General features: G+C 68.9%; 13 protein-coding genes. 8 read left to right on the forward strand and 5 right to left on the reverse strand.

All coding sequences use genetic code 11. The features are described 5' to 3' along the window. Positions 1–77: 77 nt before the first annotated feature. A complete protein-coding gene (locus AAD027_RS12515) occupies positions 78–1,778 on the reverse strand; it encodes an alkaline phosphatase family protein (protein ID WP_341726347.1) in 1,701 nt (566 codons plus the stop codon). A gap of 141 nt (positions 1,779–1,919) precedes the next feature. Between AAD027_RS12515 and AAD027_RS12520 the strand changes: the two genes are divergently transcribed. Continuing rightward, positions 1,920–3,194 carry a dicarboxylate/amino acid:cation symporter gene (locus AAD027_RS12520; RefSeq protein WP_341726348.1) on the forward strand — a complete coding sequence of 425 codons (1,275 nt, stop codon included), beginning with the start codon at positions 1,920–1,922 and terminating at the stop codon, positions 3,192–3,194. Positions 3,195–3,299: 105 nt separating this feature from the next. On the opposite strand, the gene AAD027_RS12525 is transcribed toward AAD027_RS12520, so the two are convergent. The 3 genes from AAD027_RS12525 to AAD027_RS12535 form a co-directional block, all read right to left on the reverse strand. Beyond that, the gene (locus AAD027_RS12525) at positions 3,300–4,157 is read right to left on the reverse strand and encodes a bile acid:sodium symporter family protein (protein WP_341726349.1); all 858 of its coding nucleotides are present in this window, start codon (positions 4,155–4,157) and stop codon (positions 3,300–3,302) included. A 254-nt stretch (positions 4,158–4,411) separates the two neighbouring features. Beyond that, positions 4,412–5,194 (reverse strand): C40 family peptidase, encoded by a 783-nt coding sequence (locus tag AAD027_RS12530; RefSeq protein ID WP_425605454.1) that lies wholly within the window; start codon positions 5,192–5,194, stop codon positions 4,412–4,414. Positions 5,195–5,313: 119 nt separating this feature from the next. Beyond that, positions 5,314–5,841 carry a C40 family peptidase gene (locus AAD027_RS12535; protein ID WP_341726350.1) on the reverse strand — a complete coding sequence of 176 codons (528 nt, stop codon included), beginning with the start codon at positions 5,839–5,841 and terminating at the stop codon, positions 5,314–5,316. 112 nt (positions 5,842–5,953) lie between these two features. On the opposite strand from AAD027_RS12535, the gene AAD027_RS12540 reads away from it, so the two are divergent. The 7 genes from AAD027_RS12540 to mdtD all read left to right on the forward strand — a co-directional run bounded on the left by AAD027_RS12540 (position 5,954) and on the right by mdtD (position 13,736). Beyond that, positions 5,954–6,433, forward strand: a complete 480-nt coding sequence (locus AAD027_RS12540) for an FKBP-type peptidyl-prolyl cis-trans isomerase (RefSeq protein WP_341726351.1) — start codon at positions 5,954–5,956, stop codon at positions 6,431–6,433. A 105-nt stretch (positions 6,434–6,538) separates the two neighbouring features. Then, the gene (locus AAD027_RS12545) at positions 6,539–7,786 is read left to right on the forward strand and encodes a DUF418 domain-containing protein (RefSeq protein WP_341726352.1); all 1,248 of its coding nucleotides are present in this window, start codon (positions 6,539–6,541) and stop codon (positions 7,784–7,786) included. A gap of 9 nt (positions 7,787–7,795) precedes the next feature. Further along, a complete protein-coding gene (locus AAD027_RS12550; protein WP_341726353.1) occupies positions 7,796–9,046 on the forward strand; it encodes an NAD(P)/FAD-dependent oxidoreductase in 1,251 nt (416 codons plus the stop codon). Further along, on the forward strand, positions 9,043–10,398 hold the full coding sequence (gene gorA, locus AAD027_RS12555) for a glutathione-disulfide reductase (RefSeq protein ID WP_341726354.1): 1,356 nt from the start codon (positions 9,043–9,045) through the stop codon (positions 10,396–10,398). The genes AAD027_RS12550 and gorA overlap by 4 nt, the downstream gene beginning before the upstream one ends. Before the next feature lie 31 nt (positions 10,399–10,429). Then, entirely contained in the window at positions 10,430–11,206 is a 777-nt protein-coding gene (hutG, locus tag AAD027_RS12560; protein ID WP_341726355.1) for an N-formylglutamate deformylase, read from the forward strand. A gap of 10 nt (positions 11,207–11,216) precedes the next feature. Next, on the forward strand, positions 11,217–12,191 hold the full coding sequence (locus AAD027_RS12565; RefSeq protein WP_341726356.1) for a DMT family transporter: 975 nt from the start codon (positions 11,217–11,219) through the stop codon (positions 12,189–12,191). A gap of 129 nt (positions 12,192–12,320) precedes the next feature. Next, entirely contained in the window at positions 12,321–13,736 is a 1,416-nt protein-coding gene (gene mdtD, locus AAD027_RS12570) for a multidrug transporter subunit MdtD (RefSeq protein ID WP_425605455.1), read from the forward strand. An 18-nt stretch (positions 13,737–13,754) separates the two neighbouring features. Here the strand turns inward: mdtD and AAD027_RS12575 are convergent, their stop codons facing one another. Beyond that, entirely contained in the window at positions 13,755–14,879 is a 1,125-nt protein-coding gene (locus tag AAD027_RS12575; protein ID WP_341726357.1) for a carboxylate-amine ligase, read from the reverse strand. Between the last annotated feature and the right edge of the window lie 118 nt (positions 14,880–14,997).

Consider the following 14,997-nt stretch of genomic DNA (forward strand, 5'->3'; position numbering starts at 1 on the left):
CGGGGTTGAAGCGGTGCGCCGGGGCGCACCCTACGGAATGATCGATGCGTGCCGTTCGCACGACGCGCGGCGCGGCGTCACTTCTTCTCGAAATCCGTCAGCTTCGGCAGTTCCACCGGCACGCCGTCGGTGTTGCAGGTGTTGGCGGCGCACAGGCGCTGGCGCAGCTTGGGCGTGGCCTGCACGATGAGGTGGTAGATCACGTTCTGTTCCAGCGTGCCGCGCACCGCGTCGCTGCCGGGGCCGATGGCCCAGATGCCGACGTCCTCGCCGCCGTGCGATTCCGATTTCAGCGGCACCAGGGATTCCTGCAGGTAGTCTGGGTGTTCGGTATCCACGTGGCTCAGGTCGGGGCGCCCTTCGGCGGCCTCCACGCTGCTGGGCGCGTGCAGGAACTGCTTCGGGCCGGCGGGCTGGCGGTTGCTGGCGCCGGTGTAGCCGGGACCGTTGGCGTAGCTGAGCGTGGTGAAGGTCAGGCCGGTCTGGTCGCGGGCCAGGTCGCCGGGCGTGTCGTCCTCGCTGCCCTGGCCACGCACCTTGCCCAGGATGGCGTTGCCGCGCACGGGGTAGCCGACGAAGTTGAGCGTATGCGAATGATCGGCGGTCACCAGTATCAGCGTGTCCCCGCGCGAGGTGCTGTCCAGCGCGGCCTGCACCGCGTCCGACATGGCGATGGTTTCGTCCAGTGCGCGATAGGCGTTGCCATAGTGGTTGGCGTGGTCGATGCGCGCGCCTTCCACCAGCAGCACGAAGCCTTCCGGGTTGCGCGACAGCGTATGGATGGCGGCGCGGGTCAGCTCGGCCAGCGAGGGCTCGCCGGCGCGGTCGTTCGGGCGGTCGTGTTCGAACTGCATGTGGTCGTATTCGAACAGGCCCAGCAGTTGCGGCGCATCGGCGGCGGCGCGCAGCTGGTCGGTATTCCACACGTAGGCGCCCTGCGGGTTCGCCTGCTGCCATTCGGCGGGCAGGTTGCGGCCGTCCAGGCGCTGGCCGACCAGGTCGTCGTATTCGGGGTCGCGTTCCTCGACGGGCATGAACTTGCCGCGCCCGCCGCCCAATGCGACGGTGGGGCCGCGGCCGAAACGCGCGGAGGCCAGCAGTTGGTGGGCGATGTCGCGGCAGCCCGCCGCGAGGGCTTCCGGCGGCAGGTCGGTGTCGTTTTCCCAGTCGCGGTGCGGCACGTGCGCATAGGTCGCCGCGGGCGTGGCATGGGTCAGGCGGGCGGTGGTGACGACGCCGGTGGCCAGGCCGGCGCTGTCGGCCAGTTCCAGCCAGCTGAGCACGTGCTTGGACAGGCTGTCGGCACAGTCTTCCTTGTGTCCGGCGGACACGCCGATCGCGCCCATGTGCGTCTTCACGCCGCTGGCGATGGCGGTCATGGTGCCGGCCGAATCGGGTGTCTGCGAATCGGTGTTGTAGGTCTTGCTGAAGGCGGTATGCGGGAAGCGCTCCCACGACAGCAGGTTCTCTTCGCCGGGGTCGCCCTTGCGCTGGCCTTCCAGGATGCGCGCGGCGGCCACGGTGGTCAGGCTCATGCCGTCGCCCAGGAACACGATGACGTTCTTCGCGCGTCCCCGCATGGCGCCATTGGCGGCCGCGCGCGCGGCACCGCTGCGGTACCACCATTGCGGGGTTTCCCCGTCCGGGTGGGCGATCGCGGGTACGTCGACGACGGTGGACGAGGAGGCGGTGCGCGGGCCGGCGGCGCTGGCGCAACCGGCCAGTACGGTGATCAGGGTCAGGCTGGCGAAAGGCAGGGCAAGGGGGCGCAGGAGCATAAGGGACCCATTCGAGGCAGGCCGCTCATTATGCCGCGCGTACAGTGTCCTGCTCATGACACCCGGCATTCCAGCCGCGCCGTCGCATGGCCCGGCGGCATGAGCTAAGGTGCCGGGCCCCATTTTCCGAGCCGTCGATGCATGAAGCTGGTGTCCGCCTGGTTGAAGATCCCGTTCTGGCAACGCGTGGCGGCCGGCTTCGTGCTGGGTGCGCTGGCCGGTTGGATGCTGGGTCCGGCGGCGGGGACCTGGCTGAAACCGCTGGGCGACCTGTACGTCACCCTGATCAAGATGATCGCGGTGCCGCTGGTGTTCTTCGCCGTGGTCAACGCGGTGTCCAGCCTGCACGGGCAGAAGTCCCTCGCCGCGCTGGGCGGGCGCACGTTCCTGTGGTTCGCCGCCACGGCCGCGCTGGCGGTCTGCGTGGGGTTGGCCGTGGGCTGGGTGGTGCAGCCGGGCAAGGGCCTGACCGGGTTGATGATGGCGCCGGACTACCAGGTGCGCGAGGTGCCCACGCCGGTGCAGGTGCTGCTGGACATCGTGCCGGCCAATCCGTTCAAGGCGTTGACCGACGGCAAGATCCTGCAGGTGATCTTCTTCGCCGGCCTGCTCGGCTTCGCGCTGGTCAAGCTGGGCGAACGCAGCGCCGGGTTGCGCAAGCTGGCGGGCGAGGCCAGCGACACCATGGTGCAGGTCACCCGCTTCGTGCTGGAGATGACCCCGCTGGGCACGTTCGGCCTGATCGGTTCCCTGGTGGGCACGTACGGTTTCGAGAAGCTGCTGCCGCTGGGCAGCTTCGTCGGCGCGCTGTATCTGGCCTGCGCGCTGCACATCCTGTTCGTCTACGGCGGCCTGCTGCTGGCGCATGGGTTGAACCCTTGGAAGTTCTTCCGCGGCGCCGCGCCGGGCATGCAGGTGGCGTTCGTCAGTTCCTCCAGCTTCGCCTCGATGCCCGTCGCCATCCGCAGCGTCACCCATAACCTGGGGGTGGACAAGGACTATGCCGCGTTCGCCGTGCCGTTGGGCGCCAGCATCAAGATGGATGGCTGCGGCGCGATCTTTCCGGCACTGACGTCGATCTTCGTGGCGCAGTACTTCGGGCTGGACCTGTCGGTGAACCAGTACTTCGTCATCCTGCTGGCCTCGGTACTGGGCAGCTTCGGCACCGCCGGCGTGCCGGGCACCGCCATCGTCATGGTCACGTTGGTGCTCAGCGCGGCCAACCTGCCGCTGGAAGGCATCGGCCTGCTGGTCGCCATCGACCGCATCCTCGACATGATGCGCACCATGACCAACGTGACCGGACAGATGCTGGTGCCGGTGCTGGTGGCCAAGGAGACCGGCCTGCTCGACAGGGAGGTCTACGAAGCGGCGTCCACCAACGTGGGACTGGAAACCGACAGCGGGGCGCGATAGCCCGGTGGGAGTGAGTCCTGTGGGAGCGGCCTCCGGCCGCGAGCTTTTCATGCGGATGCAAGCAAGGCTCGCGGCCGGAGGCCGCTCCCACCCCGATGGATTCGGTCAGTTTGCTGCTGCTTGCGCTTGTCCGCGCGACACCCACCATGCGAACACGGCGGCGGTGACGAACATCAGCAGGCTGTAGACCGCCGCCGGCACCGCGACGGTGGGGTTGTTCAGTACGTTGAGCGCGATGAAGATGGCCAGCGTGCCGTTGTGGATGCCGATCTCCATCGCGATGGCGATGGCCTGCTTCTTCGGCAGGCGCAACGCCAGCGGCGCTGCGTAGCCCGCGCCCATGCTGGCCAGGTTGAACAACAGGCAGGCCAGGCCGACGACGGCGAAGTAGGCCGTCAGCGTCTTCCATTCCTGCGCCACCGCCGCGATCACCAGCAAGGCCAGCACCAGCACCGACAGCAGCCGGATGGGTTTCTCCATGCGGGCGGAGAACGCGGGCGCCTTGGCGCGCAGCACCATGCCCAGCGCCACAGGCAGCAGGATGATGACGGCCACTTCCACGACTTTTTTCGTCGGTGGCGGGACGTACTGGCCGGCGCCCAGGAAGTATTCCAGCGACAGGTTAAGGATCACCGGCAGCGTCAGCAGGCACAGCAGGCTGTTGATCGCGGTCAGGGTGATGTTCAACGCCACGTCGCCGCGGGCAAGGTGGCTGTAGATGTTGGCGGTGGCGCCGCCGGGCGAGGCGGCCAGCAGCATCAGGCCGACGGCGAGTTCGGCCGGCAGCCCGAAGCCCAGCGCCAGCCCGAAGGCCGCCCACGGCAGCACCAGCGTCTGCAGGCCCAGGCCGATCAGCACCGCCCGCGGGTAGCGCGCGACGCGACGGAAATCATCGGTGGTCAGTCCCAGCCCCAGCCCCAGCATGATGATGCCCAGGGCCAGCGGCAGTAGAAGATTGGTCAACACTGATGCCTGCATCGCGTACGACTCCCCTTCGGCGCGAAGAAACATGGAAGCGCGGTCATCGTCGTCGCCGACCGCCGCCGCAGCATGGCCGCAACACCACGGGCATGCAAGCTGGCGCCTGGCCGAGTACGCGCCGAGCGCCATGGACCGGGACATCGGGGGAACGGTGGCGCGTTGGCGGGACGCCACTTGCGACGAAGGCCGCTGGGCGAGCGGCCTTCGGCTGTCGGATTGCGGCAGCGGGCGCGCCCTTACATCGGGATGCGGCGCGCCTGCATGTAGCGGTTGGCCCAATAGCCGGTGACCAGGCTGTCCACGCGCACGTCCTTGCCGCGGCTGGGGGAATGCAGGAAGCGGCCTTCGCCCACGTAGATGCCCACGTGGTTGACGCGGCCCTTCAGGCCGAAGAACACCAGATCGCCCTGGCGCAGTTCCTCGCGGTTCTTGACCAGTTCGGCGTCGGCCTTGGCGGCCATCTCGCGGGAGACGCGCGGCAGTTCGATGCCCAGCGCGGTGCGGAACACGTAGCCGACCAGGCCGCTGCAGTCGAAGCCGCTGTCCGGCGAGGTGCCGCCCCAGCGGTACGGGGTTCCCATCAGGGCCAGCGCGCGCTGCAGGACCGACTGCACCTTGCCGACTTCCTCTTCCTGCGCCACCACGCCGTTCCTGCTCAGGTCGTAGGCGGCCAGCAGGCGGCTGATGTCGCCGGCCACCATGGCCGAACGGTCCACCAGCGGCAGGCTGTCGCTGGCAGCCAGGCGGGGCAGCAGGGCGGAAAGGGTGGTGGCGGCGGCTTCGGCGGCCTTGTCGCGGACGCTGGGAGCCGCGGGCCTGGCGACGGCGGCCGGCACCACGATGGCATCCGCACTGGCGGCGACCAAGGGTTCCAGGACCGGTTCGTCAGGCGTGACCTGCGCCCACGCACCCGCGCTGGCGGCGCACAGGCTCAGGCTGAGGAGAAGGCGGGTTGCCCCCCGCGATGGGCGGCAGGTGGCGGCTGGCAGGCCTGTGGGCAGGTCGTCGTCGGTCGTCACGCGCGGGCAAGGTAAACGGCTGAAGGAGCGATAATGCCGTCAGATCGATGTGATTAGGTTCAAAAATCGTTATTTATTCGTTAAGAATGAACGTCCCGTGTCACAGACTTGACCGATTCCTAACGAAGCACGCGTTTCGCGCCGGTGTAATGGTCCCGCCAGTAGGCGCCATCCAGATGGTCCAGCCGCACCGTGCCACCGGTGCTGGGGGCGTGGACGAAGCGGCCTTCGCCCACGTAGATTCCCACGTGGGTCACGTTGCCCTTGCTGCCGAAGAAGACCAGGTCGGCCGGGGCCAGCCGGCGCGGTTCGATGCGCGGCCCCTGCACCTGCGACAGCTCCCGCGAGGTGCGCGGCAGGCGCAGGTCCAGCATGTCCCGGTACACGTAGGCCACCAGGCCGCTGCAGTCGAAACCGGAGTCGGGCGTGTTGCCGCCGTAGCGGTAGGGCGTGCCCACCAGCCCGATGGCCCGCATCAGCACGGCATTGGCGGCGACCGGGTCGGCGGATTCCACGCGGGGCCATTCGCGGCCCTGCACGGGCGGGGGAGCGGATTTGCGGGCCTGCTTGCCGCCGCCGCAGGCGGAGAGCATCAGCATGCCCGCGCAAAGCAGGACCAGGGCCAGGCGGCGTGGTGGCGTCGGCATGGGCAAGCCGGGATAATGTCGGGCCTTCATTGCGGCGCATCTTCGCCGCATTCCCCGGCGGCCGACAAGCCGCTCCCGCCCGCCGACCGGCAGGCCCCGCCCAGAGTCCCGCATGAAAATCGCAAAAGACAGCGTCGTCCGTTTCCATTACACCGTCTCCGAAGTGGGCCAGGAGCCCATCGAAAGTTCCAAGGACCGTGATCCCCTGGCCATCCTGATCGGCCACGGCAACATCATCCCGGGCCTGGAGAACGCCATGCAGGACCGCGAGGCCGGCGACAGCTTCGGTGTGGACGTGGCGGCGGCGGATGCGTACGGCGAGCGTCGCGACGGCCTCAGCCAGCGCGTGCCCAAGAAGCACTTCGGCAACCAGCGCCTGGTGCCGGGCCAGCAGGTGGTGCTGCAGACCAACTTCGGCCCGCGCGCGGTGACCATCCAGAAGATCGGCATGAGCGTGGTGGACGTGGACCTCAACCACCCGATGGCCGGCAAGGACCTGCATTTCGACGTGGAGATCGTGGAAGTGCGCGAAGCCAGCGCCGAGGAAATCGAGCACGGCCACGTGCACGGCGACGGCGACCATCACCACTGATCCGTCCGGCCCGGTGCTTCCGCGACGGCCCGCCTCGGCGGGTCGTTCCGTTTCAGGCGTCGGCCCGTGCATGTTCTAATCCGGCCGACACCCCAGGGGAATGGAATGACCGCACCGGCTACGGAAAACCTGGCGCCCGTCGCACCCGGCGAGCGCATCGAGGCCATGGACGTGCTGCGCGGCTTCGCGCTGCTGGGCATCCTGCTGATGAACATCGAAGGCTTCGTCGGCCCCTTGCTGGCGTCCGCGACGGGCATCGACCCGGCGTTGACCGGCGCCGACCGCGCCGTCGATGCGCTGGTCTACGTGCTGGTTCAGGGCAAGTTCTACACGCTGTTCTCGTTGTTGTTCGGCATGGGCTTCGCGGTGATGTCGCAGCGCGCCGAGCAGGCCGGGCGTCCGTTCGCCGGCGTGTACTGGCGGCGCGGGCTGGTGCTGATGGCGATCGGCCTGGTGCACGCCATCTTCGTGTGGGCCGGCGACGTGCTGGTGACGTATGCGCTGTGTTCGTTCCTGCTGCTGGCCTTCCGGCCGTTGCCTGCCCGCTTCTTCGTGGGCCTGGGGCTGGGTTCGTATGCGCTGCCGGTCGGTTTCATGTTCATGATGGGGGCGCTGGGTTCGCTGCTTGCCGGCTCTGCGGACTGGGAAAGGACCATGGCCGAGATGGGCACGCAACTGCAGGGCATCGTCGAGAGCGAGCGCATCGCCTACGGCACCGGCACCTATGCCGAAGCGACATGGCAGCGCGTGAAGGACACCGGGCTGGCGCTCAGCAACATCACGATGTTCGGTTTCATCGTCTTCGGCATGTTCCTGCTGGGGGCCTGGTTCGTGCGCAGCGGCGCCATCGCGCGGCCCGGCGAGTTCGCGCGCCTTTACCGGGGGCTGCGCTGGTTCGCGTGGCCGCTGGGCTTGGCGGCGATGCTGGGTTCGGTGGCGTTGGCGCCGGCCATGGACATGGCGACGTTCAACATGCGCCTGTCCACCGCGTTCGCGCTGCAGATGCTGGCCAACCTGCTGATGTGCCTGGGATACGTGGCGTGGATCATGCGCGCGCTGCAATCGTCGTGGTGGCGCCGGCCCCTTGGCTGGCTGGCGCAGGCCGGCAGGATGGCGTTGACCAACTACCTGATGCAGTCGCTGATCTGCACCTGGGTGTTCTACGGCTATGGGCTGGGGTACTTCGAGCAGTTGCCGCGTGCCTGGCAGGTCCCGTTCGTGTTGGCGGTGTTCGTGGTGCAGGTGCTGGCGAGCCATGCGTGGCTGTCGCGCTTCCGTTTCGGCCCGATGGAATGGGCGTGGCGCTCGCTGACCTACCTCAAGCCGCAACCGATGCGCTTGCGCGCGGTTTAAACTCCGGGGGTGAACTTCCCCCACGACGACGTGCTGGTCATCGGCGGCGGCGCCATCGGCCTGGCGACCGCGCTGGCCCTGCTAGAGGCCGGCCGCGGCGTCCGCGTGCTGGAAAGCGCGGCCGTCGGCGGCGGAGCCTCGCACGGCAACTGCGGCACCATCACGCCCAGCCACGCGCCGCCGCTGGCCGCGCCCGGCGTGGTCGCGCAGGCGCTGCGCTGGATGTTCACGCCGGATGCGCCGCTGTACCTGAAACCCCGCTTCGATCCCGCGCTGTGGCGGTGGCTGCTGCACTTCGCCGCGCGCTGCAACCTGCGCAGCTGGAGGCAGAGCACGCAGGCGCGTTCGGTGCTGCTGGAGGACTCGCGCGCACGGCTGGCCGAATGGGTGCAGCGGCATGCCCTGGACTGCGAGTTCGTCGAGGAGGGGCTGGACTACGTGTTCCGCGATGCGCGCAGGTTCCGGCATTACGTGGACGAGTGCGCGGCGCTGCGCGAGTTCGGCATCGATAGCCAGGTGTTCGACGGGAGCGCCTACGAACGGGAAGAGCCGGCGGTGCTCCCGGGCATGGCCGGCGCGATCCGCTTTCCCGGCGACGCGCGCCTGCGCCCCGACCGTTACGTGGCCGAACTGGCGCGCGTGGTGCGCGGAAAAGGCGGCAGGATCGAGGAGCAGTGCCGCGTGGAGGGCATCCGATCGCTCCCCGACGGAGTGCTTGTGGAAACCGCGAACGGCCAGCGTCGCGGGCGCGATGTGGTCATCGCGCTGGGTGCCTGGACGCCCGCCTTCGTCCGCAGCCTGGACCTGCGCGTGCCGATCCAGCCGGGCAAGGGCTATTCGATCACCTATTCGCGTCCGTCGGTGGTGCCGCGCCATGCGATGGTGCTGAAGGATCGCTCGGTCTGCGTGACCGTGTGGGACAGCGGTTTCCGGCTGGGCAGCACGATGGAGTTCTCCGGCCACGACGGCACGCTCAATCCGACGCGGCTGGCGGCGCTGGAACGCGGCGCGCGCGAGTACCTGCGCGAACCCGTCGGCCCGCAGGCGCACGAGCGCTGGTACGGCTGGCGCCCGATGACCTGGGACGACCTGCCGCTGCTGGGCCGCGCGCCGGGCCATCGCCATGTCTGGCTGGCGGCGGGCCACGGCATGCTGGGCATCAGCATGAGCGCGGCCACCGGCCAGCTGATGGCCGACCTGATCACCGACCGCAAGCCCGCGTTCGACCCCACGCCTTACCGACCGGAGCGATTCTCATGAAAGCGCAGGAATTCGACTTGATCGTCATTGGCGGTGGTTCGGGGGGCCTGGCGGGCGCGTTCCGCGCGTCCGCGCACGGCGCAAAGGTGGCGCTGCTGGAACCGAAGGAACTCGGCGGCACCTGCGTGAATGTCGGTTGCGTGCCGAAGAAGGCGATGTGGCTGGCGGCGGACCTGTCGCAGAAGATCGTGCTGTCGGCGCAACTGGGCTTCAACAGCATCGCGCCCGTGCTGGACTGGCCCGAATTCGTCGTGCATCGCCAGCGCTACATCGCCGGCATCCATGCCAGCTACCGGCGCAGGCTGGATGAAAGCGGCGTGGTGCTGATGCCGTGCCATGGCCGGCTGCTGGATGCGCATACCGTGGTCAATGCCGATGGCGTGGAGTTGCAGGGCCGGCACATCCTGGTCGCCACGGGCGGGCATCCGCATCGGCCGGAGATCCCGGGCGCGGAGCTGGGGCTGGTCTCCGACGATTTCTTCAACCTGTGCTCCGCGCCAGAGCGCGTGGCCATCGTCGGCGGCGGCTACGTCGCCGTGGAACTGGCCGGCGTCCTGCAGGGACTGGGAAGCCAGGTTGAACTGTTCGTGCGCGGCCAGTGCCTGCTGTCCAGCTTCGATGCGGAGTTGACCGACGAACTGTTGGCGGACATGCGGCAGCATGGCGTGCACGTCCATTTCGGCCACGATCTTGCCGCGGTGGAAAAGGCATCCGGCGACGGCGTGGTCCTGGTCGCCGGCGATGGTTCGCGCAGCGAGCGCTTCGACGCGCTGATCTTCGCCACCGGCAGGCATCCGAACACGGCGGGAATCGGCCTGGAGGCGGCGGGCGTCGAAGTGGACCACGGTGGACACGTCCGCGTGGACGAGTACCAGAACACCACCGCCGCCCAGGTCTATGCGGTAGGCGACGTGACCGGCCGCGCCGCGCTGACGCCGGTGGCGATCGCGGCGGCGCGCCGGCTGATGGATCGGGTGTTCGGCGGCCAGCGTGGCGCGAAGCTGGACTACGACGACATCGCGACCGTGGTCTTTTCGCATCCGCCGATCGGGACGGTCGGACTGACCGAACAGCAGGCGCGCGAACGCCATGGCGACGGCGTGAAAGTGCTGACCGCCCACTTCCGTCCCATGCTGCATGCGCTGGCGGATTCGCCGCAGCGCAGCCTGTTCAAGCTGGTCTGCACGGGCAAGGACGACCGCGTGGTCGGCATCCACCTGCTGGGCGAGGGCGCCGACGAGATCCTGCAGGGATTCGCGGTGGCGTTGAAGAAGGGCATCACCCTGGCCGACCTGCACGACACCGTCGCCATCCACCCGACCAGCGCCGAGGAACTGGTGCTGATGCGCTGATGCGGGGCGCACCGACGATAGAATGGCGGGCATGGAAACCTACACGCTCCATCGCGGCACCGCTCCGTTGTTCATCAGCCTGCCGCACAACGGCACGCGGCTTCCGGCGGAACTCGCCGCGCGCATGGCGCCCGACGCGCAGCGGGTGCCGGACACCGACTGGCACGTCGAGCGGCTTTACGCCTTCGCCCGCGACATCGGCGCCTCGATCATCGTGCCGGTGTATTCGCGCTACGCGGTGGACCTGAACCGGCCGGAGGACGACGTGTCGCTGTATCCCGGCCAGAACACCACCGGCCTGTGTCCCATCGTGCAGTTCAGCGGCCAGCCCGTGTACCTGCCCGGGCAGGAACCCGCGCCGGAAGACATCGCCGCGCGCGTGGACCGCTACTGGCGCCCCTACCATCGGGCCTTGCGGGAAGAGATCGAACGCATCCGCGCAGAACACGGCCGCGTCGTGTTGTGGGAAGGACACTCGATCCGCAGCGTGGTGCCGTTCCTGTTCGACGGCCGATTGCCGGACTTCAACCTGGGCACGGCCGGCGGCGCGAGTTGCACGCCGGCCTTGCAGCAGGCGCTGGTCGACGTGCTGGAATCGCAGCGGGATTTCAGTTTCGTCGCCAACGGACGATTCCGCGGCGGCTACATCACGCGCCACTACAGCGACGTGCCGAACGGCGTGCAGGCCGTGCAACTGGAACTGGCCCAGCTGAACTACATGGACGAGGACAGTTTCGCCTATCTGCCCGAGCGTGCGGTGCGGACCCAGGCGCTGATCCGGCGGTTGCTCGAATGCACGCTGGCGTGACCGCCGCGCGATGACGCGCGCCGACCAGGACGACGAGCTGGCGCAGGCGCTGGACGTGGCGCCGACCGCGGCGCCCGAGAGTCCGCCGGCGCATTCGCCCCTGCGCGTGGCCAGCCGGAGCGGCCTGCTGCTGGCGGCGCTGGGCGCCATCGCGTTCTCCGGCAAGGCCATCATCGTCAAGCTGGGCTATCGCTACGGCGCCGATGCGGTCACGCTGCTGGCATTGCGCATGCTGGTGGCGTTCCCGGTGTTCGCGCTGATGGGCGCATGGGCCGCCCGTCGCGCCGCGCCGCTGGCCACGGCGGACCGCTGGAGGATCGTGCTGCTGGGTTTCCTGGGGTATTACCTGGCCAGCTTCCTCGACTTCGCCGGGCTGGCCTACATCACCGCCACGCTGGAGCGGTTGATCCTGTACCTGACCCCCACGCTGGTGGCGTTGATCGGCCTGCTGGCGTTCCGTCGCCGCATCACGCGACGACAGCTGGTGGCCCTGCTGGTCAGCTATGTCGGCGTGGCGCTGGCGTTCGGCCACGACCTGCAACTGGGCGGCGGCAACATCGCGCTGGGCAGCGCGCTGGTGTTCGGCAGTGCGCTGGCCTATGCGCTCTACCTGGTCGGCAGCGGCGAGCTGGTCAATCGCGTGGGCGCGGTGCGGTTGACCGCCTACGCCAGCAGCGTGGCCAGCGTGCTGTGCCTGCTGCAGTTCGCGCTGCTGCGCCCGCTGGATGCGCTCGTGTTGCCCGCCGAGGTATACGCGCTGTCGCTGTTGAACGGCACCGTCTGCACGGTGTTGCCGGTGCTGGCGGTGATGATGGCGGTGGCGCGGATCGGTTCGTCGCTGGCGTCGCAGGTGGGCATGATCGGCCCGGTCTCCACCATCGTGCTCAGCATGCTGCTGCTGGACGAGCCGATGGGCCCCTGGCAGGTGGCCGGCACCGTGCTGGTGATGGCCGGTGTGTTCGTGGTGTCGCGGCAGAAGCCGTAGCGTGCGCCCGATGTGCGGTTGCCGCGGGCGCCGGTGATCGCAGGGCCGCGATGCGGCAAGGGAACCCGTCGGCGCGACCTCCCGCGCACGGGGGGGCAAACGGCAGGGTTCTGGGCGATGATGCGCGGCATGTCGGCCTCCCCCTCCCCCTCGCTGCGTCCACTGCTCTGGCTGGTGGCGGTGGCGGTCTTCATGCAGATGCTGGACACCACCATCGTCAATACGGCGCTGCCGGCGATGGCCCGCGACCTGGGCCAGTCGCCGTTGCGGATGCAGGCGGTGGTGGTGGCCTACGCGCTGACCGTCGCCATGCTGATCCCCGCCTCGGGCTGGCTGTCCGACCGCCTGGGCACGCGCCGCGTATTCGTGGCCGCGATCGCGCTGTTCACGCTGGGGTCGCTGGCGTGCGCGCTTTCGCGGAGCCTCGACCAACTGGTCCTGGCGCGGGTGCTGCAGGGGATCGGCGGTGCGATGCTGCTGCCGGTGGGGCGGCTGGCAGTGCTGCGCGCGGTGCCGCGCAAGGATTTCCTGGCGGCGATGAGCTTCGTCACCGTGCCCGGCCTGATCGGTCCGCTGGTGGGACCGACCCTGGGCGGCTGGCTGGTGGAAGTGGCTTCCTGGCACTGGATCTTCCTGATCAACCTGCCGCTGGGCGTGCTGGGCACGCTGGCGGCGCTGCGGTGGATGCCGGATGTGCGTGCGCCTGTGTGGCGCTTCGATGCGCCGGGCTATGCGTTGCTGGCCTTCGGCATGGTGGCGGTCTCGTTGTCGCTGGACGGACTGTCGGACCATGCCCCGCGGCGGGCCATGCTCGTGGTGCTGCTGGTATTCGGCCTGGCGAGCCTGGTCGCCTATTGGCTGCACGCGGCGCGGACGCCGCGCCCGCTGTTCCCGCTGGCCTTGTTCAAGGTGCACAGCTTCAGCATCGGGGTGCTCGGCAACCTGTTCTCGCGGATCGGCAGCGGCGGCATGCCGTTCCTCATTCCGTTGATGATGCAGGTGGGCCTGGGCTATTCGCCGATGTCGGCGGGCTTGATGATGATCCCGGCCGCGGCGGCCGGGATGTTCTCCAAGCGCATCGTGGTGCCGCTGGTGCAGCGGCTGGGCTACCGGCGGGTGCTGGTGGGCAATACGGTGCTGGTGGGCCTGACGATGGCCAGCTTCGCGCTGGTGGGGCCGGGACAGCCGATATGGCTGCACCTGGTGCAGTTCGCCTGTTTCGGCGCGGTGAATTCGCTGCAGTTCACCGCCATGAACACGCTGGCGCTGCGCGACCTGGATGGCGAACTGGCCAGCAGCGGTAACAGCCTGTTGTCGATGACGATGATGCTGGCGATGAGCCTGGGCGTGGCCGTCGCCGGCGGGTTGCTGGGCGCGTTCGGCGGCGAGGCCACGCATCCGGGGCAGGGACAGACGCTTTCCGCTTTCCGCTGGTGCTTCGTCGGCGTGGGGCTGATCACGCTGGCCTCGGCCGCGATCTTCGCGCAGCTGGAACCCACGCGCCGCATACGCGCCTCCGCAGTGAAACGCGCCGATCCGGGTTGAGTGGGCGCCGCCCGGCGTTCACACCGCGACGCTGGCCTCGGCCAGCCAGTCGATCACCGCCTGCAGGGCCTCGGTGCGGTTGCGGCCCTGCAGGCGCTGATCGCGATACAGGGCGATCTGCCGGTGCGCGCTGCTGCCTTCGGCCATGATGGTCCACAACCGTTCGATCTGCGCCTGGCAGCCGAAGGCACCGATGTCCTCCGCCAGTGCGCCCAGCGTGTTGCGCATCATCTCGCGCATGGAAACCAGCTGGCTGCTGCCCAGGTCGATCAGCCCGGCATCGAAACCGTAGCGCCGCGCGCGCCACAGGTTTTCCGCGATCACCGCCTGGTCGCCCGCGTCCAACGATTGGTGCAGGTGCGGATGGTGTTCCAGGTGGCGCACCAGACAGCGGAAGAACTGCGCGATCGCCAACGCATCGCGCACGTCGGTGCAGCAGTCGGTCACGCGCAGTTCCAGGGTCGGGAAGGCCAGCGAAGGACGCAGCGCCCACCACAGGAAGCTGGCGTCCTTGATGGCGCCGCCATCGGTCAGGCGTTGCACGTACTGGTCGTATTCGGCCTGGTCCTGGAACAGCGGCGGCAGGCCGGTGCGCGGGATTTCCTGGTAGGCGGTCTGGCGATAGCTCATCAGCCCGGTGGGATGCCCCATCCAGAACGGCGAGGAGGTGCTGAGCGCCAGCAGCAGCGGCAGGAACGGCTGCAACCGGCCCAGCAGGTCGATGCGCCCCTGCTGCCGCGCGGGCTGTACGTGCACGTGCAGCCCGCACAGCAGGTTGCGCTGGCCGAGCATCTGCAACTCGTCCATGACCTTGTCGTAATGCGGCTTGTCGGTGCTGCGCTGGCCGCGCCACAGCCCCAGCGGGTGGGTGCCGGCGGCGACGATGTCCAGGCCATGGCGTTCGGCGATCCGCCCCAGGTCGCCGCGCAGGCAGGTGAGGTCGGCCTGCGCTTCGGCGGGCGCGTGGTGGACGACGGTCTGCACTTCCACCTGGGTCTGCAGCATCTCGCTGCCGAAACGCTCGCCCAGCGCGTGCTGGCATTCCTGGAAGAACGCGCGCGGCATGTGCCGCAGCCGCCGTCCGTTGCGGCGGACCAGGAAATACTCTTCCTCGATGCCGAAAGTGTAGGGATGGTCTTGCATCCGCCGCCCATCGTCGCTGTCCGTTCCCGCTTATCGCATCGGGCGGGTGAACGACATGTTCAGCGGATCGCGCGCTTCATGCCTCCTGCGCCGCGCGACGCATTCCGTCGCAGGAAGG

The organism is Pseudoxanthomonas putridarboris (assembly GCF_038321125.1).
In the GTDB taxonomy this organism is placed as follows: Bacteria; Pseudomonadota; Gammaproteobacteria; order Xanthomonadales; family Xanthomonadaceae; genus Pseudoxanthomonas_A; species Pseudoxanthomonas_A putridarboris.